Raw genomic sequence first — 20,350 nt, forward strand, 5'->3', positions numbered from 1 at the left:
TCATGACCCTGCGCCCTGCGCTTTTCCTGCTGTTCGCCGCTTTGCTGGCTGGTTGTGTGAGCTCTGGGAACGTCGATCCGCTGAAAACCGAAAAGGGGCGTACCGAGGCACGGGACGCTTACATCCAGCTGGGGCTCGGTTATCTGCGGCAGGGTGAGACCGGCAAGGCCAAGGTGCCGCTGAAGAAGGCCCTGGAGCTCGATCCCTCCAGCGTCGACGCCCATGCCGCGCTGGGCCTGGTGTTCCAGGTCGAGCTGGAGCCGCAGCTGGCCGACCAGCACTTCCGTCGTGCGCTGAGCATCGATCCCCGGGATACCCGGGTGCGCAACAACTACGGCAGCTTCCTGTTCGAGCAGGGGCGCTACCCGGAGGCCCTCGAACAGTTCCGCCTGGCTTCCGAGGACAACCTCTATTCCGAGCGCTCCTGGGTGTTCGAGAACTTGGGCATGACCGCCCTCAAGATGAACGACCGCGAGCAGGCCCGTCAGTACTTCGAGCGCGCCCTGCGCCTGAACCGCCGCCAGCCGCGCTCCCTGCTGGAGCTCGCGCTCCTGGCCTACGAGCGCGGGGAATACGTGCCGGCGCGCAGCTACTACGAGCGCTTCAGCGAGGTCAGCGAGCAGAATTCCCGCAGCCTGCTGCTGGGCATCCGCCTGGCGAAGATCTTCGATGATCGTGACAAGGCCGCCAGCCTCGGGCTGCAACTGAAACGACTCTACCCCGGTACGCCGGAATATCAGCAATACCTGTCGGAGCAATGATGAAAGCGGTGCATACCGAGGACGTGGCGACGGCTAGCGGCAATCCGGGCGAGAGCCTGCGCCAGGCCCGCGAAGCCAGGGGCTGGAGCCTGGCCCAGGTGGCCGCCCAGCTGAACCTCACCAACCAGCGCCTCACCCAGCTGGAGGCGGGCGAGTTCGACAAGCTGCCGGGCCACACCTTCGCCCGCGGCTACGTGCGCGCCTACGCCAAGCTGCTGGGCCTGGACGCCGACACCATGGTGCGTCAGTTCGACCAGTTCACCGGTACCGACGCCTCGGGCAGCGAGGTGCATGATCTGGGCCGCGTCGACCAGCCGGTGCGCCTGTCGCAGAACCTGCTGCGCATGGTCAGTTTCGCCCTGCTGGTCGGCCTGGCCGGGGTCGGCTTCGTCTGGTGGCAGAGCCAGTCGGATGGGCGTGGCGAGCAGGATCAGGTGGCCCTGGAGCATGTCGAGGTGGAAAGCGCCGACGGCACCGTGCAGATCCACCCGCTCGACGAGCCGGAAGACCAGGCGGTGGCCAATGCCCGGGAAGAGGGCCAGGTGGTGCCGAGCGAGGTATCGCCGGCGGTGGCCGCCCAGCCGGAGCCGGAAAGCCCGCCGGTGGCCGCCCAGGCCGCCGCGTCGCAGGCTGCCGTCGCCCCGGCGAGCACGACCCCGGCCGCTCCAGCCGGTGAGGCTCCGGCGGCCCCGGAACCCCCTGCCGTGCCTGCGCCGTCCGTTGCCGCGACTGAACAGCCCGCTCCCGCGCAGACGGTTCAGCAACCGGCCCAACCGCCGGTGGCCGCCACCTCTGCACCGACGCCCGCGGCCGGTGAGGGCGTGGTGAGCCTCGGCTTCACCGCCGACTGCTGGATCCAGATCACCGATGCCAGCGGCAAGGTGCTGGTCAGCGGTCTGAAACGTTCCGGCGAGCGCGTCGAACTGACCGGCAAGGTCCCGATGGAAGTGCGCCTCGGCTACGCCCGCGGCGCCCAGTTGAGTTACAACGGCCAGGCAGTGGACGTGACGCCCCACATCAGTGGCGAGACTGCCCGCCTGAAAGTGGGGCAATGAGCCATGCACGGTGAATCTCCCATCAAGCGCCGAGTCTCCCGCAAGATTTGGGTCGGCTCGGTCCCGGTCGGCGGCGATGCGCCCATCTCGGTGCAGAGCATGACCAACACCGACACCCATGACGTGGCCGCCACCGTGGCGCAGATCCAGCGTCTGGAAGCCGCCGGCGCCGACATCGTGCGCGTATCGGTGCCGGACATGGACGCCGCCGAGGCGTTCGGCCAGATCAAGCGGCAGGTCCGTGTGCCGCTGGTCGCCGACATCCACTTCGACTACCAGATCGCCCTGCGGGTGGCCGAGCTGGGCGTCGATTGTCTGCGCATCAACCCCGGCAACATCGGCCGCGAGGACCGGGTCCGCGCGGTAGTGGACGCCGCCCGCGACAAGGGCATCCCGATCCGCATCGGGGTCAACGCCGGCTCCCTGGAGAAGGACCTGCAGAAGAAGTACGGCGAGCCCACCCCGCAGGCCCTGGTGGAGTCCGCGCTGCGCCACGTGGAGCACCTGGACCGTCTGGACTTCCAGGATTTCAAGGTCAGCGTGAAGGCCTCCGACGTGTTCATGGCGGTGGAGGCCTACCGCCTACTCGCCGGGCAGATCGAGCAGCCCCTGCACCTGGGCATCACCGAGGCTGGCGGGCTGCGCTCCGGCACCGTGAAGTCGGCGGTGGGCCTGGGCATGCTGCTGGCCGAGGGAATCGGCGACACCATCCGCATCTCCCTGGCCGCCGATCCAGTCGAGGAGGTCAAGGTCGGCTATGACATCCTCAAATCCCTGCACCTACGTTCCCGCGGCATCAACTTCATCGCCTGCCCGAGCTGCTCGCGGCAGAACTTCGACGTGGTCAAGACCATGAACGAGCTGGAGAGCCGCCTGGAGGACCTGCTGGTGCCCATGGACGTGGCGGTGATCGGCTGCGTGGTCAATGGTCCCGGAGAGGCCAAGGAGGCGCACATCGGCCTGACCGGCGGCACCCCGAACAACCTGGTTTACATCGACGGCAAGCCGGCGCAGAAGCTGACCAACAGCAATCTGGTGGACGAGCTGGAGCGCCTGATCCGCGAGAAGGCCGCCGAGAGAGCCGCGGCCGAGGCCGCGGTGATCGCCCGCAGTTGAGATTCCCTAAGGATTTTTCGTGAGCAAATCGTTGCAAGCCATCCGTGGCATGAATGACATCCTGCCGGAGCAGACGCCGCTCTGGCGCTATTTCGAAGGCGTGGTCGCGAGCCTGCTGGACGAGTACGGCTACCGGCAGATCCGCATGCCGATCGTCGAGGTCACCGAGCTGTTCAAGCGCTCCATCGGCGAGGTCACCGACATCGTCGAGAAGGAGATGTACACCTTCGACGACCGCAACGGCGACTCCCTGACCCTGCGTCCTGAAGGCACCGCCAGCTGCGTGCGCGCGGTGCTCGAGCACGGCCTGTCCAACAACGGCCAGGTGCAGAAGCTCTGGTACATCGGCCCGATGTTCCGCTACGAGCGCCCGCAGAAGGGTCGCTACCGGCAGTTCCACCAGATTGGCGTGGAGGTCTTCAATCTCGCTGGTCCGGACATCGACGCCGAGCTGATCGCCCTGACCTGGCGCCTCTGGCAGCGCCTCGGCCTGCGTGACGCGGTGACCCTGGAGCTGAACAGCCTGGGTACCAGCGAGTCCCGCGCCCGCTACCGCGAGGCTCTGGTGACCTATCTGGAGGCGCGCAAGGAGCAACTGGACGAAGACAGCCAGCGCCGCCTGGGCAGCAACCCGCTGCGCATCCTCGACAGCAAGGTGCCGGAAACCCAGGCCCTGCTGGTGGACGCGCCCAAACTCAGCGACTACCTGGACGACGAATCCCGCGCCCACTTCGAGGGCCTCAAGGCGCGCCTGGACGCCCTGGGCATCCGCTACGTGGTCAATCCCAAGCTGGTGCGTGGCCTCGACTACTACAGCAAGACGGTGTTCGAATGGGTGACCGACAAGCTCGGCGCCCAGGGCACCGTGTGCGCCGGCGGTCGCTACGACGGTCTGGTGGAGCAGATGGGCGGCCGGCCGACCCCGGGGGTCGGCTTCGCCATGGGCATCGAGCGGCTGATCCTGCTGCTGGAGACCTTGAACTTGGTGCCGGCGGAAATCGCCCGGCAGATCGACGTCTACTTCTGTACCCTGGGCGAGGCCGCCGAGCTGGCCGCCATCCGCCTCGCCGAGCAGCTGCGCGACCAGCTGCCGGGGCTGCGTCTGCAGGTCAACGCCGGCGGCGGCAACTTCAAGACCCAGTTGAAGAAGGCCGACCGCAGCGCGGCACTGTTCGCTCTGGTGCTGGGTGAAGACGAACTGGCCCGACAAGTGATAGGTTTCAAACCCCTGCGCGGCCAGGGTGAACAACAAGAGATCGCCTGGTCGGCCCTGGCCGAGCACCTGGCGAGCCGCCTGTCCCAGGCGTGAGCATTGACTGAAAGGAGTATTGGGGTGTCGCGTACCGAAGAAGAACAGCTTGCGCTGATCCAGGACTGGTGGAAGCGCAACGGCAAACCCCTGCTGACCGGGGGCGTCCTGGCGCTGGCCGCGGTGTTCGGCTGGGAGGCCTGGCAGAAGTACCAGACCAACCAGGCCCAGGCGGCCTCGGCGCTCTATCAGCAGCTGCTGGAAACCACCCTCGGTGCCTCCGACAAGCCCGACGTGGCCAAGGTCAGCGAGCTGGCCGGCAAGTTGAAGAGCGACTACGGCAATACCGCCTATGCCCAGTACGCCAGCCTGTTCGTGGCCAAGGTGGCGGTGGAGGCCGGCAAGCTGGACGACGCTGCCGCCGAACTGCAGCCTGTGGTCGCCAAACCGGTCAACGAAACCCTCGGCGAGCTGGCCCGCCAGCGTCTGGCGCGGGTACTCTCCGCCCAGGACAAGACCGAGGAGGCCCTCAAGCTGCTCGACGGCCAGGGTCCGGCCGCCTTCCAGGCCAGTCGTCTGGAACTGCGTGGCGACCTGCTGGCCAAGCTGGGCCGTAGCGACGAGGCGCGTGCAGCCTACGAGCAGGCCAAGGCGGCGATGGCCGAGGATGCCGCCGTAGGGGCGCTGCAAATGAAGCTCGACGACTTGGCGAAAGGGGATGCCTGACGTGAAGCGATGGAAATATGCCGCATTGCTGGCCTGCGCCGTACTGGCCGCGGGTTGCAGCAGCGATAGCAAGAAGGAGCTGCCACCGGCCGAGCTGCCCGACTTCACCGCGGAAGTCGAGCTGAAGACCGAATGGAGCCGCTCCATCGGCGACGGCCAGGGCGAGACCTGGAACGTGCTGGTGCCGGCGGTGGACGGCGAGCGCATCTTTGCCGCCGACGTCAACGGCGTGGTCAAGGCCATGGACCGGCTGACCGGCAAGGTGCTCTGGTCCCAGGATCTCGACCGCCCGGTGTCCGGTGCGGTGGGGGCCGGCTACGGCCTGGTGTTGCTCGGCACCCTGCGCGGCGAGGTGATCGCCCTGGATGCCGGCACGGGCGACGAGAAGTGGCGTGCCCGGGTGACCAGCGAGGTGCTGGCACCCCCGGCGACCAACGGTGACGTGGTGGTGGTGCAGACCCAGGACGACCGGCTGATCGCCCTGGAGGCCAGCGACGGCAGCCAGCGCTGGGTGTACGACAACACCCCGGCGGTGCTGACCCTGCGCGGCACCAGCTCGCCGCTGCTGACCAGCCGCCTGGCCATCGCCGGGCTGTCCACCGGCAAGGTGATCGCCGTCGACACCCAGCGCGGCCTGCCGGTCTGGGAGCAGCGCGTGGCCATACCGCAGGGGCGTTCCGAGCTGGACCGCATCGTCGACATCGACGGCGGTCTGCTGCTCTCCGGCAACACCGTCTACGTGGTGACCTATCAGGGGCGCGTCGCCGGGCTGGACCTGGATTCCGGGCGCATCCTCTGGCAGCGTGAAGCGTCCAGCTACGCCGGCGTGGCGGAAGGCTTCGGCAACGTCTACGTGAGCGCCGCCAGCGGGGCCATCGAGAGCATCGACGAGCGCTCCGCCTCGGTGCTCTGGAGCAACGATGCCCTGGCCCGTCGCCAGCTCTCCGCGCCGGAGGTGCTCTCCAGCTACGTGGCGTTCGGCGATCTGGAAGGCTACCTGCACTTGCTCAGCCAGGTGGATGGCCGCTTCGTGGCGCGCAAGCGCATCGACAGCGCCGGCCTGCGCGCCCGTCCGGTGGTGGTCGGCGACTGGCTGTACGCCTACGGCAACGGCGGGAAACTGGTCGCCCTGACCATCCGCTAAGCTGGTGCCAACTGTCCGGCCGCTGCCGTATCCCCGGCAGCGGCCGTTGTGTTTTCTGCAAGTTCTGCAAGTACTGGAGGAGCCTCATGGTTCCGGTAATCGCCCTGGTGGGCCGTCCCAATGTGGGCAAGTCGACGCTCTTCAACCGTCTGACCAAGACCCGGAATGCCATCGTCGCCGAGTACGCCGGCCTGACCCGTGACCGCCAGTACGGCGAGGCCAAGTGGCAGGGCCGTACCTACATCGTCATCGATACCGGCGGCATCTCCGGCGACGAGGAAGGCATCGATGCCAAGATGGCTGAGCAGTCCCTGCAGGCCATCGAGGAAGCCGATGCGGTGCTGTTCTTGGTCGACTCGCGTGCCGGCCTGACCGCCGCCGACCAACTGATCGCCGAGCACCTGCGCAAGCGCAACAAGCGCAGCTTCCTGGTGGCCAACAAGGTGGACACCGTGGACCCGGACATCGCCCGCGCTGAATTCAGCCCACTCGGCCTTGGCGACACCTATCCCATTGCCGCCGCCCACGGCCGCGGTCTCAACCCGCTGCTCCAGGACGTGCTGGGGGCCTTCCCGAAGGACGAGGGCGAGTCGGAGGAGGGCGAGGCCGAAGAGCACGTAGCGGAGGGTGAGGAGGCCAAGCGCATCCCCGGGCCCAGCGAGCGCGACGGGGTCAAGATCGCGGTGATCGGCCGGCCCAATGTCGGCAAGTCCACCCTGGTCAACCGCATGCTCGGCGAGGAGCGGGTGATCGTCTACGACCAGGCCGGCACCACCCGTGACAGCATCTACATCCCCTTCGAGCGCAACGGCGAGAAGTACACCCTGATCGACACCGCCGGTGTGCGCCGGCGCGGCAAGATCTTCGAGGCAGTGGAGAAGTTCTCGGTGGTCAAGACCCTGCAGGCCATCCAGGACGCCAACGTGGTGATCTTCGTAATGGACGCCCGCGAGGGGGTGGTGGAGCACGACCTCAACCTGCTCGGCTTCGTGCTGGAGACCGGTCGCGCCCTGGTGATCGCCCTGAACAAGTGGGACGGCATGGAGCAGCGCGAGAAGGAGTACGTGAAGAACGAGCTGCAGCGCCGCCTGCTGTTCGTTGATTTCGCCGACATCCACTTCATCTCCGCGTTGCACGGCACCGGCGTCGGCCACCTCTACAAGTCGGTGCAGGAGGCCTTCCGCTCGGCGGTGACCCGCTGGCCCACCAGCCGCTTGACCCGCATCCTCGAGGACGCCGTGCAGGAGCACCAGCCGCCGCTGGTCAACGGTCGGCGCATCAAGCTGCGCTACGCCCACCTGGGCGGTGCCAACCCGCCCCTGATCGTCATCCACGGCAATCAGGTGGACGAGGTGCCCAAGTCCTACACGCGCTACTTGGAGAACACCTTCCGCCGGGTGCTCAAGCTGGTGGGCACGCCGATCCGCATCGAGTACAAGGGCGGCGAGAACCCCTACGAGGGCAAGAAGAACAAGCTCACCGAGCGGCAGGTGAACAAGAAGCGCCGGCTCATGGCCTTCCACAAGAAGGCCGAGAAGAAGCGCAAGGACAAACGCAAGTAGCCCGCGCTACGGGCCGCAGGCCGGGACCGCCGCGTCCTTGTCTGCCGCCTGTGGCCCGTAGCCTGGGCATCCCCTCTGGCTATCAGGAGCGCGCCATGCTTGCCAGCAAGCTGCCCAACGTCGGCACCACCATCTTCACCCGCATGTCCCAACTGGCCGCCGAGGTGGGCGCGCTGAACCTCTCACAGGGCTTTCCCGATTTCGACAGCCCGGCGCCGCTGCGCGAGGCGGTGAGCCGGCACATCGCCGCTGGGCACAACCAGTACGCGCCCATGACCGGTCTACCGGCGCTGCGCCAGCAGGTGGCGGCGAAGATCCGGGGCCTCTACGGCCGGGAGGTGGATGCCGACAGCGAGGTGACCATCGTCCCCGGCGCCACCGAGGCGATCTTCTGCGCGGTGCAGGCGCTGATCCGCGCTGGCGACGAGGCCATCGTCCTCGACCCCTGCTACGACAGCTACGAGCCCTCGGTGGAGCTGGCCGGCGGGCGCTGCGTGCACGTGCCCCTGTCCCTGCCGGACTTCGCCATCGACTGGCAGCGCCTGGCCGATGCCATCGGCCCGCGCACCCGGCTGATCTTCCTCAACTCGCCGCACAACCCCAGCGGCGCGCTGATCGCCCGCGAGGGCCTGGACCGTCTGGCGGCGCTGATCCGCGACCGCGACATCTACGTCATCAGCGACGAGGTCTACGAGCACCTGGTCTACGACGGCGTGGCCCACGCAAGCGTGCTGGCCCACGAGGAGCTCTACCAGCGGGCCTTCGTGGTCAGCTCCTTCGGCAAGACCTACCACGTCACCGGCTGGAAGACCGGCTATGTGGTGGCGCCGCCGGCGCTGTCCGCCGAGTTGCGCAAGATCCACCAATACGTGACCTTCTGCGGCGTGACCCCGCTGCAGCATGCCCTGGCCGACTTCATGGCCGAGCACCCCGAGCACATCGCCGAGTTGCCGGCCTTCTACCAGCGCAAGCGCGACCTGTTCTGCGACCTGCTGGCCGGCTCGCGCTTCCGCTTCCGGCGCGCCGCCGGCACCTACTTCCAATTGGCCGACTACTCGGCGATCCGTCCCGATCTGGACGATGTGGCCATGGCCGAGTGGCTGACCCGCGAGCACGGCGTAGCGGCCATCCCGGTGTCGGTGTTCTATCAGGAACCGCCCAGGGAACTGCGCCTGGTGCGCTTCTGCTTCGCCAAGCGCGAGGACACCCTGCGCCAGGCCGCCGAACGGCTGTGCCTGGTGTGAGCATTCGCGGAGACCAGCCATGCGTGACCTGACGACCTTGCCCGACCTTCGCCTGGCCCTGGTGCAGACCGCCCCGGTCTGGCAGGACCCGGCGGCCAGCCATGCCCATTTCGCCCGCCTGCTGGAGCAGGCCAGGGGCGCCGACCTGGTGATACTGCCGGAGATGTTCAGCACCGGCTTCTCCATGGATGCCGCGGCCCTGGCCGAGGAAGAGCAGGGGCCGAGCCGCGCCTGGATGCTGGAGCAAGCGGCGCGCCTGGATGCCGTGGTGGTGGGCAGCGTGATCACCCGCGCCGCCGACGGCAGCTACCGCAACCGCCTGTACTGGGCGCGTCCGGACGGCAGCTGCGCGCACTACGACAAGCGCCACCTGTTCCGCATGGCCGGCGAGCACGAGCACTACGCGGCCGGCAGCGAGCGGGTGCTGCTGGAAGTCAAGGGCTGGCAGGTGCGCCCGCTGGTCTGCTACGACCTGCGCTTCCCGGTGTGGAGTCGCGACCCGCACCACACCGATCTGCTGCTGTACATCGCCAGCTGGCCGGCGGCGCGGCGCAACCAGTGGAACCGCCTGCTGCCTGCGCGAGGCATCGAGAATCTCTGCTATGTGGCCGCGGTGAACCGCATCGGCGCCGACGGCAATGGCTACCCGCATGCCGGGGACAGCCAGGTGCTCGACTTCCTGGGCGACAGCCTGCTGGCCGCCGGCGATGCCGAGGGGGTGTTCCAGGTCAGCCTCTCGGCTCAGGCGCTGGCCAGGTTCCGCATGCGCTTCCCGGCCTACCGGGATGCCGACGAGTTCGAGCTGAAGGTCTGAGCTGGTCAGTCTCTACCAGGCCCGGGGCCGTCCGTCGTTGCCTTGACGTGAGCAGGCGGCGCCTCGCAGCTCCCGGTGCCGGCAGCTCGGCTGCGCCGAGCTGTACCAGCGCCAGCCGGGCTCGAAGATAGCCAGGCCCACGGTGACGCCGCCGATGCTGATCAGCTCCAGGCGCCCTTGGGAATTTCCCGGACCTCGTTCGGCGTGCCGAAGTGCTTGATCGTTGCCCTATGCATCGCCCGCCTGCCGGTGCCGACCCTACGAGCTGAGGCAGGCTGCCATCTCCGCCTCGGCGAAGCGGATAGGGGCGGCAGGGATGGGCTGGCGGGACGGCTAGTCCTCCGGACGGCGCTCGGCCTGCAGTGCGGCGATCTGCCGGTCCTGCAGGCGGGTGAGGCACAGCAGCGCACAGCTGGCGCCGAGCAGCGCGCAGAACATGTCGGATTGGGTGTCCCAGGGATCGCCCTGGGTACCGAGGAAATCGACGGCCCCGCCACCGGCGATCAGTGCCACTGCCCATTCGATCAGCTCGTAGACCGCGCTGATGGCCATCGCCACGCACAGCGACAGGAAGGCCAGCATCCGCCCGGGGGCGACGAAGCCGCCGCGCAGGAGAATCTCCCGGGCGATCAGCGTCGGCACCAGGCCCTGCATGAGGTGGCCGAGCTTGTCGTAGGGGTTGCGCGACAAGTCCAGCAGTTCCTGGACCCAGAAGCCGGCCGGCACCCGCGCGTAGGTGTAGGCGCCGCCGAGGATCAGCACCAGGCAATGCAGGGCGATCAGCCAGTAGAGGAGGTCGCTGAGTGGGAAGCGCCGGTAGCTGGCCAGCAGCACTGGGGCGGCGAGCAGCACCGGGGATACTTCCAGCCACCAGGTGGCGCGGTCGTAAGGGGCGATGCCGGAGACCAGCAAGGCGGCGAGGACGATCAGGGCTAGGGTGGCATGCAGCGGCGTACGGCGCATCCGGTTCTCCGCAGGAGGACATTGCAGCGTCACCTTAGCCCTTGGCGGCGGGCGGCGTCCATGCCGGCTGCCGAACGAAAAACGCCCCGGCGTTGCCGGGGCGTTTGGGGTGACGTCAGATGCCGGTCAGGCTGCTTCGGCCTTGGCCTGGCCGACGGCACGATTGAGGGCGCTGAACAGGGCGCGGAAGGTCGCCGTGGTCAGGTTCTCGTCGATGCCGATGCCGTGCAGCGGCCGGCTGCCGTTGACGCGCAGCTCCACGAAGGCCGCGGCCTTGGCGGTGGTGCCGGCGCCGATGGCGTGCTCGTGGTAGTCCATGATCTCCACCTGCAGCGGCAGGGCGGCCACCAAGGCCTCCAGCGGACCGTTGCCGGTACCGTGCCAGCGCTGCAGCTGGCCGTCGACCACGACTTCCACGTCCACCGCGCTGGTGCCGTTCTCCTCCTGCAGGCGATGGCTCTTCAGCGCATACGGCGAAGTGGCCTTCAGGTACTCGTTCTCCAGCAGTTCGTAGATCTGCTGGGCGGTCATCTCCAGGCCCAGACGGTCGGTCTCGCGCTGCACCACCTGACTGAACTCGATCTGGGTGCGCCGCGGCAGGCTGATGCCGTATTCCTGCTCGAGCAGGAAGGTGATGCCGCCCTTGCCGGACTGGCTGTTGACGCGGATCACCGCCTCGTAGCTGCGGCCGATGTCGGCCGGGTCGATCGGCAGGTAGGGCACTTCCCAGATGGCATCCTCTTTCTGCTGGGCGAAGCCCTTGCGGATGGCGTCCTGATGCGAGCCGGAGAAGGCGGTGTGGACCAGATCGCCAACGTACGGATGGCGCGGATGCACCGGCAGCTGGTTGCATTCCTCGACCACCTTGCGCACGCCGTCGATGTCGGAGAAGTCCAGCTTGGGATCCACGCCCTGGGTGTAGAGGTTCAGCGCCAGGGTCACCAGGCAGACGTTGCCGGTGCGCTCGCCGTTGCCGAACAGGCAGCCTTCCACGCGGTCCGCGCCGGCCATCACCGCCAGCTCGGAGGCAGCCACGCCGGTGCCGCGGTCGTTGTGGGTGTGCACGCTGATGATCACGCTGTCGCGCTTGTTCACGTGGCGGCAGAACCACTCCACCTGATCGGCGTAGTTGTTCGGCGTGGCGCACTCGATGGTCGCCGGCAGGTTGAGGATCAGCTTGCTCTCCGGGGTCGGCTGGAACACGTCGATCACTGCGTTGCAGACCTCGACGGCGAAGTCCGTCTCGGTGCTGCTGAACACCTCAGGCGAGTACTCGAAGCCCCACTGGGTTTCCGGCGCGGCCTCGGCCAGGCGCTTGATGGTCTTGCCGGCGGCCACGGCGATGGCCTTCACGCCTTCCTTGTCCTGGTTGAAGACGATCTTGCGGAAGGTCGGCGCGCAGGCGTTGTAGTAGTGGACGATGGCACGCTTGGCGCCTTTCAGCGACTCGAAGGTGCGCTCGATCAGGTCGTCGCGGGCCTGGGTCAGCACCTGGATGGTCACGTCGTCGGGAATGTGGTTGCCCTCGATCAGCTCGCGGACGAAGTCGAAGTCGGTCTGCGAGGCGGAGGGGAAGCCCACCTCGATCTCCTTCAGGCCCACGGCCACCAGGCACTTGAAGAAGCGCAGCTTCTTCTCGGCGTCCATCGGCTCGATCAGCGACTGGTTGCCGTCGCGCAGGTCGGTGGACAGCCAGATCGGCGCCTTGTCGATGATCTTGTCCGGCCAGGTACGGTCGGGCAGGTGGACCGGGGTGAACGGGCGGTATTTCTTCGAGGGGTCTTTCAGCATGCTCATGGGAAAAATCCTGAATTCGTCGGGCCTGGAGCCCGGGGACAGTCGGCGATGGCGGCGAGTGTGCGTTCAGCACCGCAGTCGGAGGCTGACCAGGGTCAGGCAGACGTGCTGCCGCAGCAGGAAGAGGGTTTGCGCGTTTTGCATGACGCAAACCCTAAGCCTTGCGGTAGAAGCTGGCAAGTATTTCCTGAAAATTGGTAGAAACCACCGAAATGGTGGTTTCTAGCGAAATTTATTGCGTGATTTCGGCTGCCTCTTGCCGATGATTGCGCAGGCTTTCCGGACCCTGAAGCAGTCGCTGGCCAAGGCCACGCATGTCCGCTCCGCTGGGGTGCTGGAACACCCGCAGGCCGAATTCCGGGAGGATTGCCAGCAGGTGGTCGAAGATGTCCGACTGGATGGCTTCGTAGCGGGCCCAGGCAGTGGTGGCGGTGAAGCAGTAGAGTTCCAGGGGCAGGCCGTCCGCGGTGGGGGACAGCTGGCGCACCAGCAGTGTCATGTCCTGGCGGATGTCCGGATTCTGGCGCAGATAGTTCTCTACGTAGGCGCGGAAGGTGCCCAGGTTGGTCAGCCGGCGGGTGTTGGCCGGGTCGCGGGCGTATTCGGCCAGGCGGCTGTTCCAATCCTGCAGCTCGTGCTGCTTGCCGGACAGGTAGCTGTCCAGCAGACGCAGGTGGCGCAGGCGCTCGATCTGCTCGGGGGTGAGGAAGGCCACGCTGGTCTGGTCCAGGTACAGGCTGCGCTTGATGCGCCGTCCGCCGGATTCCTGCATGCCGCGCCAGTTCTTGAAGGGGTCGGTGATGAAGCGCTTGGTGGGAATGGTGGTGATGGTCATGTCCCAGTTCTGCACCTTGACGGTGTGCAGGGCGATGTCGATCACGTCGCCGTCGGCGTTGAGCTGGGGCATCTCCACCCAGTCGCCGACGCGGATGATGTCGTTGGAGGTGATCTGCACGCTGGCGACCAGGGACAGCAGGGTGTCCTGGAAGATCAGCATGAGCACCGCGGCCATGGCGCCCAGGCCGGAGAGCAGGATCAGCGGCGAGCGGTCGATGAGGATGGCCACCATGAGTACCGCGGTGATGGCGAACAGGGCGATCTTGACCACCTGTATGTAGCCCTTGATGGGCTTCAGGTGGGCGTTGGGGCGGCGCATGTAGAGAGTGTTGACCAGGTTCAGCACGCCGCTGATCGCCAGGGCGATGGTCAGCACCACGAACGCGCTGCAGACGTTGCGCACCACGGTCACCGCGGCCTCGGGAAGGCCGGGCACCAGGGCGATGCCGGAGGAGAGGATCAGCGCCGGGACTATGTTGGCCAGGCGGGCGATGATCTTGGAGCGGCTCATTTCCGGATCCTGCCCCAGGGGGCTGGCCTGCAGCAGACGGTACAGACCGCGCACCAGGATGCGTTTGACCACCCAGTTGCCTATCCAGGCGACCAGGACCAGCAGGCCGAGGCTGATCAGGGTATGGAGTTCGGGGTGCAGTTCGAGCCATTCCAGGGCTGCTTGATACTGTGCTTTCACGGCAATCCTCATTTGTGGAGCAGGGGGCAACGCGCGGCACCGGCAGGTGCATGCGCGCAGGTGAAGCGGGCACCCTGGCAAGGCCGGGGCCCTCGGGACGTCTCGCACACGGGCGGACTCCCGGACTTTACAGGTTTTGTATGACCGTTCGTCGTATGGAATCGTTGCTTATTGGCTCCGACCGGGCGATCTCAGGGCTCGAAGGCACCGATGAAGATCGCTGGATCGACCCTCGCGTCGTTAAGGCTGACGTTCCAGTGCATATGCGGTCCGGTAGCACGGCCGGTGGCGCCGACCCGCCCGATCACGCCGCCGCGAGGCAGCTGCTGGCCGAGCCGCACCTCCACCTTGGACAGGTGGCAGAACATGCTGATCAGTCCCTGGCCGTGGTCGACGAATACCGTCTTGCCGTTGAAGAAGTAGTCGCCGATCAGGATCACCTTGCCGGCCGCCGGCGATTTGATGGGGGTGCCTGCCGGCACCGCGAAGTCCAGCCCGGCGTGGGGGTTGCGCTCCTCGCCATTGAAGAAGCGGCGTACCCCGAAGCGGCTGGACAACGGGCCGTTGACCGGCTTGTCGAACAGCAGGTTGCTCGGCGTGCCGGGACTGAAGGTGCGATAGGCGCGGGTCTGCTCCTCCAGCTCGCGCTCGATGCGCCTGAGGTTGGCCGGGCTGGGGTTGACCTGCTCCTTGTTCTTCAGGGTGATGTGCTGCTCCTTGTAGCGCTTGCTGCCCACCGTGAAGCTCAGCTCTCGGCCGTCCGCCTCCAGGCTCTGGCGCCCCGGCTTGACGCTGAGGGGGATGCCGACCACGGCGATCCAGCGCTTGCCGTCTTCCTTGACCACCAGCACCGGCTTGCCCTGGTAGCGCGCCTGGGGCCTTTGCGGACCATCGCCCAGCGGCACCACGGCGACGCCGCCGGGCACCGGCTTGTTGAGCAGGCGGGTGAGGAAGCCTTCGGCCTGAACGGGCAGGGCGAGGCAGAGCAGGAGCAGGGCGAGCAGGCGCATGGCGGGATTCCGGGGATCAGTCGAGCAGGGAGAGATTCACGGGGTCCTGGTGGTTGTCCTCGACCCGCAGGCTCAGCCGGCCTTCGCCGAGCCGGGCCTCGAGCTTCTGCCCCGGGCGGGTCTGTGAGGCGCGGCGGATCGCCTGGCCCTGCTCGTCGAGGAGGATGCTGTAGCCGCGCCCCAGGGTGGCCAGCGGGCTGACCAGGTGCAGGCCCTGGGCCAGGTTCTCGAGGCGCTGGCGCTGCTGGCGCAGTTGCAGCTGGATGGCCCGCGGCAGGCGTTCGCCCAAGGCCTCCAGGCGCTGGCGCAGCAGGGCGAGCAGGCGCCCGGGGTGCTGAGCGGCGAGCCGCGCCTCCAGGCGCGCCAGCTGTTCGTGGCGGGCGTTCAGGCGCAACTGCCAGGCGCGGCGTAGGCGTAGGTCCAGCTCGTCGAGGCGCTGCGCGTGCTGGCGCAGGCGCTCGCCGGGATGGCGCAGGCGCCGGGCCAGGCTGTCCAGGCGCAGGCGCTCGCGGGCCAACTGGTCGCGCATGCGCAGCAGCAGGCGGCGCTTCAGGCTGTCCAGGCGCTGCTGCAGATCGGTGCTGTCCGGGGCGAGCAGTTCGGCGGCGGCCGAGGGGGTAGGGGCGCGCACGTCGGCGACGAAGTCGCAGATGGACACGTCGGTCTCGTGGCCCACCGCGCTGACGATCGGCGTCTTACAGGCGGCCACGGCGCGGGCCACGGCCTCCTCGTTGAAGCACCAGAGGTCCTCCAGGGAGCCGCCGCCACGGGCCAGGATCAGCGCGTCGAAGCCGCCGGCGTCGGCCAGCTCAAGGGCGCGGACGATCTGCGCAGTGGCCTCGCGGCCCTGCACCGCGGTGGGGATCAGGGTCAGGTGCACCTGGGGCGCGCGGCGGCGGAACACGCTGATGATGTCGCGGATCACCGCCCCGGTGGGCGAGGTGACGATGCCGACGCGCCGAGGATGGACCGGCAGCGGGCGCTTGCGTTCGGTGGCGAACAGTCCCTCGGCGGCGAGCTTCTCCTTGAGCGCCTCGAAGGCCAGGCGCAGGGCGCCGTCGCCGGCCGGCTCGACGCTGTCGAGGATCAGCTGGAAGTCGCCGCGCCCCTCGAACAGCGAGACCTTGCCGCGCACCCGCACCGCCAGGCCGTCGCGCAGCACCTGACGGACCCGCGCGGCGTTCTGCCGGAACAGCGCGCAGCGCACCTGGGCCTGGCTGTCCTTGAGGGTGAAGTAGACGTGCCCGGAGGCCGGGCGGGCGAGGTTGGAGATTTCCCCCTCGACCCACACCTGGGCGAACACGTCCTCCAGCAGCAGCCGGGCGCGGTTGTTGAGCTGGCTGACGCTGAGGATCTCGCGGTCCAGCCCGAGGCGGGCGAAGGGATCGTTGAGCATCGGCGCTTGGTGGTTCATTCCCAGCCGTAGTGGGCGTCGAACAGGGCGCTGGTCTCCACGCTGGCGACTTCCGGGCGGGTCTTCAGCCAGGCTTCGACGGCCTGGCGGTCCGCCTCGCTGGGCGACTGGTAGCGCTTGGCGGCAACCAGGGTGCCGTCCAGCCACTCGGCGTCGAAGCCGCCGATGAAGCACAGCTGGCGGTCTTCCACGCTGTCGATGAAAGCATCCAGGAAGGCGTCCAGGGCCTCGTCGGCCAAGGCAGTCTTGAAGCTCACCTTGAGTTCGAAGGCGTGCTCCTGGAATTCGCCGAGGTACAGCTTCTTGCGCAGTCGGCGCTTCATCCGGCGCAGGCGTTCTTCGTTGCTGGTGAGCTTGACCATGGTGCTTCTCCGTGAGCGGGCAGGGCGCCCATTATTCCCGTCCGCTGCCTCCATGGCCAACGCTTTGCGCTGGGCGGGCGGCTTTCCGGCGTTTCCGGGGCGCGCTGGAGCGGCGCCGGCAAGGCTTTTCCGGCGCTGGGAGCTGGTCAAATCGAATTGAGGCGCCGGGCCTGGCTGGGTATAATGCCGCGCTTCTTAATTTTCCCCTCCCGGGAGCCCCGCCATGCTGCGTATCAGCCAAGAAGCCCTCACTTTCGACGACGTCCTCCTCATCCCCGGTTACTCGAACGTCCTGCCCAAGGACGTCAGTCTCAAGACCCAACTGACGCGCGGCATCAGCCTGAACCTGCCGCTGGTCTCCGCGGCGATGGATACCGTCACCGAGGCGCGCCTGGCGATCGCCATGGCCCAGGAAGGCGGCATCGGCATCATCCACAAGAACATGACCATCGAGCAGCAGGCTGCCGAAGTCCGCAAGGTCAAGAAGTTCGAGGCCGGCGTGGTCAAGGACCCGATCACCATCGACGCCGACGCCACCGTCCGCGACCTGTTCGAGCTGACCCGCCAGCACAATATCTCCGGCGTGCCGGTGCTCTCCGAAGGTGACCTGGTGGGCATCGTCACCTCCCGCGACGTGCGCTTCGAGACCCGCCTGGACGCCAAGGTGCGCGACGTGATGACCCCGAAAGAGCGCCTGGTCACCGTCAAGGAGGGCGCCGACAAGGAGACCGTGCGCGCCCTGCTGCACAAGCACCGCATCGAAAAGGTGCTGATCGTCGACGATGCCTTCAACCTGCGCGGCATGATGACCGTGAAGGACATCGAGAAGGCCAAGGCCTACCCGCTGGCCAGCAAGGACGAGCAGGGCCGCCTGCGCGTCGGCGCCGCGGTGGGCACCGGTGCCGACACTCCCGAGCGGGTCGCCGCGCTGGTCGCCGCGGGTGTCGACGTGATCATCGTGGACACCGCCCACGGCCACTCCCAGGGCGTGCTCGACCGCGTGCGCTGGGTCAAGCAGAACTTCCCCGACGTGCAGGTGATCGGCGGCAACATCGCCACCGCCGAAGCCGCCAAGGCGCTGGTCGAGGCCGGCGCTGACGGCGTCAAGGTAGGCATCGGCCCGGGCTCCATCTGCACCACCCGTATCGTCGCCGGCGTCGGCGTGCCGCAGCTCTCCGCGGTGGCCAACGTCGCTGCCGCCCTGGCCGGCACCGGCGTGCCGCTGATCGCCGACGGCGGCATCCGCTTCTCCGGCGACCTGGCCAAGGCCATCGCCGCCGGCGCCTACTGCGTGATGATCGGCTCCATGCTGGCCGGCACCGAGGAGGCTCCGGGCGAGGTCGAGCTGTTCCAGGGCCGCTCCTACAAGGCCTACCGCGGCATGGGCTCGCTGGGCGCCATGGCCCAGGCCCAGGGCTCCTCGGACCGCTACTTCCAGGACTCCTCGGCCGGTGCCGAGAAGCTGGTGCCGGAAGGCATCGAAGGCCGCGTGCCTTACAAGGGCCCGCTGAGTGCCATCGTCCACCAGCTGATGGGCGGCCTGCGCGCCTCCATGGGCTACACCGGCTGCGCGACCCTCGAGGAGATGCGCACCAAGCCGCAGTTCGTGCGCATCACCGGTGCCGGCATGGCCGAGTCCCACGTGCACGACGTGCAGATCACCAAGGAAGCGCCGAACTACCGCGTCGGCTAAGCCGTCGCCCGGCTGCACGCCTCAGGCTGCCCGCCGCACTGCCGGCGCGGCGGGCAGCGCAACCTTCTTCAGCGAGAGCCCCAGCATGTCCCAGCCCGATATCCACGCCCATCGCATCCTGATCCTCGACTTCGGTTCCCAGTACACCCAGCTGATCGCCCGCCGGGTGCGCGAGATCGGTGTGTACTGCGAGCTGCACCCGTTCGACATGAGCGATGACGAGATCCGCGCCTTCGCGCCGCGCGGCATCATCCTCGCCGGCGGGCCGGAGTCCGTGCACGAGGAAGGCAGCCCGCGCGCCCCGCAGGCGGTGTTCGACCTCGGCGTGCCGGTGCTGGGCATCTGCTACGGCATGCAGACCATGGCCGAGCAGCTGGGCGGCAAGGTGGAAGGCTCCAGCCTGCGCGAGTTCGGCTATGCGCGGGTCGACGTGGTCGGCAAGAGCCGCCTGCTCGACGGCATCGAGGACCACGTGGACGCCGACGGCCTGCTCGGCCTCGACGTATGGATGAGCCACGGCGACAAGGTCACCAGCCTGCCGGAGGGCTTCCACATCCTGGCCAGCACTCCGAGCTGCCCGATCGCCGCCATGGCCGACGACGCCCGCGCCTACTACGGCGTACAGTTCCACCCGGAAGTCACCCACACCAAGCAGGGCGGCCGCATCCTCTCCCGCTTCGTGCTGGAAATTTGCGGCTGCGAGGCCCTCTGGACCCCGTCAAACATCGTCGAAGACGCCATCGCCCAGGTACGCGCCCAGGTCGGCGACGCCAACGTGCTGCTCGGCCTGTCCGGCGGCGTGGACTCATCGGTGGTCGCCGCGCTGCTGCACAAGGCGATCGGCGACCAGCTGACCTGCGTGTTCGTCGACAACGGCCTGCTGCGCCTCAACGAGGGCGACCAGGTGATGGCCATGTTCGCCGAGAACATGGGCGTCAAGGTGATCCGCGTCAACGCCGAGGAGCAGTTCCTGGCCAACCTGGCCGGGGTCAGCGATCCCGAGCAGAAGCGCAAGATCATCGGCCGCACCTTCATCGACGTGTTCGATGCCGAGGCCAGCAAGCTGACCAACATCCAGTTCCTCGCCCAGGGCACCATCTACCCGGACGTCATCGAGTCGGCCGGCGCCAAGAGCGGCAAGGCCCACGTGATCAAGAGCCACCACAACGTCGGCGGCCTGCCCGAGGAGATGAACCTCAAGCTGGTCGAGCCGCTGCGCGAGCTGTTCAAGGACGAAGTGCGCAAGATCGGCCTGGAGCTGGGCCTGCCCTACGACATGGTCTACCGCCACCCCTTCCCCGGTCCGGGCCTGGGCGTACGCATCCTCGGCGAGGTGAAGAAGGAATACGCCGACCTGCTGCGCCGCGCCGACCACATCTTCATCGAGGAACTGCGCAAGGCCGACTGGTACCACAAGGTCAGCCAGGCCTTCGTGGTGTTCCAGCCGGTGAAGTCGGTCGGCGTGGTCGGCGACGGCCGCCGCTATGCTTGGGTCGTGGCCCTGCGCGCGGTGGAAACCGTGGACTTCATGACCGCCCGCTGGGCGCACCTGCCCTACGAACTGCTGGAGACCGTCAGCAGCCGTATCATCAACGAGATCGAGGGGATCTCCCGAGTCACTTACGACGTGTCGAGCAAGCCGCCGGCAACCATCGAGTGGGAGTGAGGTGTGCCTCCGGTGCAACCGCAGCCACGGCCAATCACGCAGAGGACGCCCGCGTCGTAGCTCCGCCCGACGGCAGGACCTGGACACCGCTGGCCGTCAACCGGCGTGACCGACTCGACCGTCGGCGTCCAGCCCGGCCACTGAGCCACCTGCGACAGCACCGCCCACACCCGGGCGGGTGGGGCGGAGATCGAGGTGGTGGTGGAGAAGCAGGGCATGGTTCGCTCCACAGGCAAGCAAGAGGAA

General features: G+C 67.7%; 18 protein-coding genes. 11 read left to right on the forward strand and 7 right to left on the reverse strand.

What is annotated here, in order from left to right; all coding sequences use genetic code 11:
• Positions 1-2 precede the first annotated feature (2 nt).
• The 9 genes from pilW to H165_RS0102570 all read left to right on the forward strand — a co-directional run bounded on the left by pilW (position 3) and on the right by H165_RS0102570 (position 9,671).
• Positions 3-761, forward strand: a complete 759-nt coding sequence (gene pilW / locus H165_RS0102530; protein WP_026146303.1) for a type IV pilus biogenesis/stability protein PilW — start codon at positions 3-5, stop codon at positions 759-761.
• Positions 758-1,816, forward strand: coding sequence for a RodZ domain-containing protein (locus tag H165_RS0102535; protein ID WP_026146304.1), 1,059 nt, complete (start codon positions 758-760; stop codon positions 1,814-1,816). The genes pilW and H165_RS0102535 overlap by 4 nt, the downstream gene beginning before the upstream one ends.
• Positions 1,817-1,819: 3 nt before the next feature.
• Positions 1,820-2,932, forward strand: a complete 1,113-nt coding sequence (gene ispG / locus H165_RS0102540) for a flavodoxin-dependent (E)-4-hydroxy-3-methylbut-2-enyl-diphosphate synthase (RefSeq protein ID WP_017937335.1) — start codon at positions 1,820-1,822, stop codon at positions 2,930-2,932.
• Between the two features lie 19 nt (positions 2,933-2,951).
• A complete protein-coding gene (hisS, locus tag H165_RS0102545) occupies positions 2,952-4,241 on the forward strand; it encodes a histidine--tRNA ligase (RefSeq protein ID WP_026146305.1) in 1,290 nt (429 codons plus the stop codon).
• A gap of 24 nt (positions 4,242-4,265) precedes the next feature.
• Positions 4,266-4,907 (forward strand): YfgM family protein, encoded by a 642-nt coding sequence (locus tag H165_RS0102550; protein ID WP_017937337.1) that lies wholly within the window; start codon positions 4,266-4,268, stop codon positions 4,905-4,907.
• On the forward strand, positions 4,900-6,051 hold the full coding sequence (gene bamB, locus H165_RS0102555; RefSeq protein ID WP_040640566.1) for an outer membrane protein assembly factor BamB: 1,152 nt from the start codon (positions 4,900-4,902) through the stop codon (positions 6,049-6,051). Before H165_RS0102550 ends, bamB begins: the two co-directional genes overlap by 8 nt.
• A gap of 86 nt (positions 6,052-6,137) precedes the next feature.
• Entirely contained in the window at positions 6,138-7,613 is a 1,476-nt protein-coding gene (gene der, locus H165_RS0102560; RefSeq protein WP_017937339.1) for a ribosome biogenesis GTPase Der, read from the forward strand.
• A 95-nt stretch (positions 7,614-7,708) separates the two neighbouring features.
• Positions 7,709-8,857 carry a pyridoxal phosphate-dependent aminotransferase gene (locus H165_RS0102565; protein ID WP_017937340.1) on the forward strand — a complete coding sequence of 383 codons (1,149 nt, stop codon included), beginning with the start codon at positions 7,709-7,711 and terminating at the stop codon, positions 8,855-8,857.
• Between the two features lie 19 nt (positions 8,858-8,876).
• A complete protein-coding gene (locus tag H165_RS0102570; protein WP_017937341.1) occupies positions 8,877-9,671 on the forward strand; it encodes an amidohydrolase in 795 nt (264 codons plus the stop codon).
• Positions 9,672-10,004: 333 nt separating this feature from the next.
• On the opposite strand, the gene H165_RS0102575 is transcribed toward H165_RS0102570, so the two are convergent.
• The 6 genes from H165_RS0102575 to H165_RS0102600 form a co-directional block, all read right to left on the reverse strand.
• Entirely contained in the window at positions 10,005-10,634 is a 630-nt protein-coding gene (locus tag H165_RS0102575; RefSeq protein ID WP_017937342.1) for a DUF2238 domain-containing protein, read from the reverse strand.
• A gap of 126 nt (positions 10,635-10,760) precedes the next feature.
• Positions 10,761-12,431, reverse strand: coding sequence for a 2-isopropylmalate synthase (gene leuA, locus H165_RS0102580; protein WP_017937343.1), 1,671 nt, complete (start codon positions 12,429-12,431; stop codon positions 10,761-10,763).
• Positions 12,432-12,663: 232 nt separating this feature from the next.
• Complete coding sequence (locus H165_RS0102585; RefSeq protein ID WP_017937344.1) at positions 12,664-13,959, reverse strand: mechanosensitive ion channel family protein; 1,296 nt, start codon at positions 13,957-13,959, stop codon at positions 12,664-12,666.
• A gap of 191 nt (positions 13,960-14,150) precedes the next feature.
• Positions 14,151-14,969: a peptidoglycan DD-metalloendopeptidase family protein gene (locus H165_RS0102590; RefSeq protein WP_017937345.1), complete on the reverse strand. Its 819-nt coding sequence runs from the start codon at positions 14,967-14,969 to the stop codon at positions 14,151-14,153.
• A gap of 16 nt (positions 14,970-14,985) precedes the next feature.
• A complete protein-coding gene (gene xseA, locus H165_RS0102595; RefSeq protein WP_017937346.1) occupies positions 14,986-16,365 on the reverse strand; it encodes an exodeoxyribonuclease VII large subunit in 1,380 nt (459 codons plus the stop codon).
• A 14-nt stretch (positions 16,366-16,379) separates the two neighbouring features.
• Positions 16,380-16,745 (reverse strand): YggL 50S ribosome-binding family protein, encoded by a 366-nt coding sequence (locus tag H165_RS0102600; RefSeq protein ID WP_017937347.1) that lies wholly within the window; start codon positions 16,743-16,745, stop codon positions 16,380-16,382.
• Positions 16,746-16,968: 223 nt separating this feature from the next.
• Here H165_RS0102600 and guaB point away from each other — a divergent pair, with 223 nt between their 5' ends.
• Positions 16,969-18,438 carry an IMP dehydrogenase gene (guaB, locus tag H165_RS0102605; RefSeq protein WP_017937348.1) on the forward strand — a complete coding sequence of 490 codons (1,470 nt, stop codon included), beginning with the start codon at positions 16,969-16,971 and terminating at the stop codon, positions 18,436-18,438.
• Positions 18,439-18,523: 85 nt separating this feature from the next.
• A complete protein-coding gene (gene guaA, locus H165_RS0102610; RefSeq protein ID WP_017937349.1) occupies positions 18,524-20,104 on the forward strand; it encodes a glutamine-hydrolyzing GMP synthase in 1,581 nt (526 codons plus the stop codon).
• Here guaA and H165_RS20205 read toward each other — a convergent pair.
• Complete coding sequence (locus tag H165_RS20205; protein ID WP_081609317.1) at positions 20,059-20,322, reverse strand: SRPBCC family protein; 264 nt, start codon at positions 20,320-20,322, stop codon at positions 20,059-20,061. The genes guaA and H165_RS20205 overlap by 46 nt on opposite strands.
• Between the last annotated feature and the right edge of the window lie 28 nt (positions 20,323-20,350).

Origin of the sequence: Pseudomonas thermotolerans DSM 14292 (assembly GCF_000364625.1) — a bacterium.
Classification (GTDB): Bacteria; Pseudomonadota; Gammaproteobacteria; order Pseudomonadales; family Pseudomonadaceae; genus Aquipseudomonas; species Aquipseudomonas thermotolerans.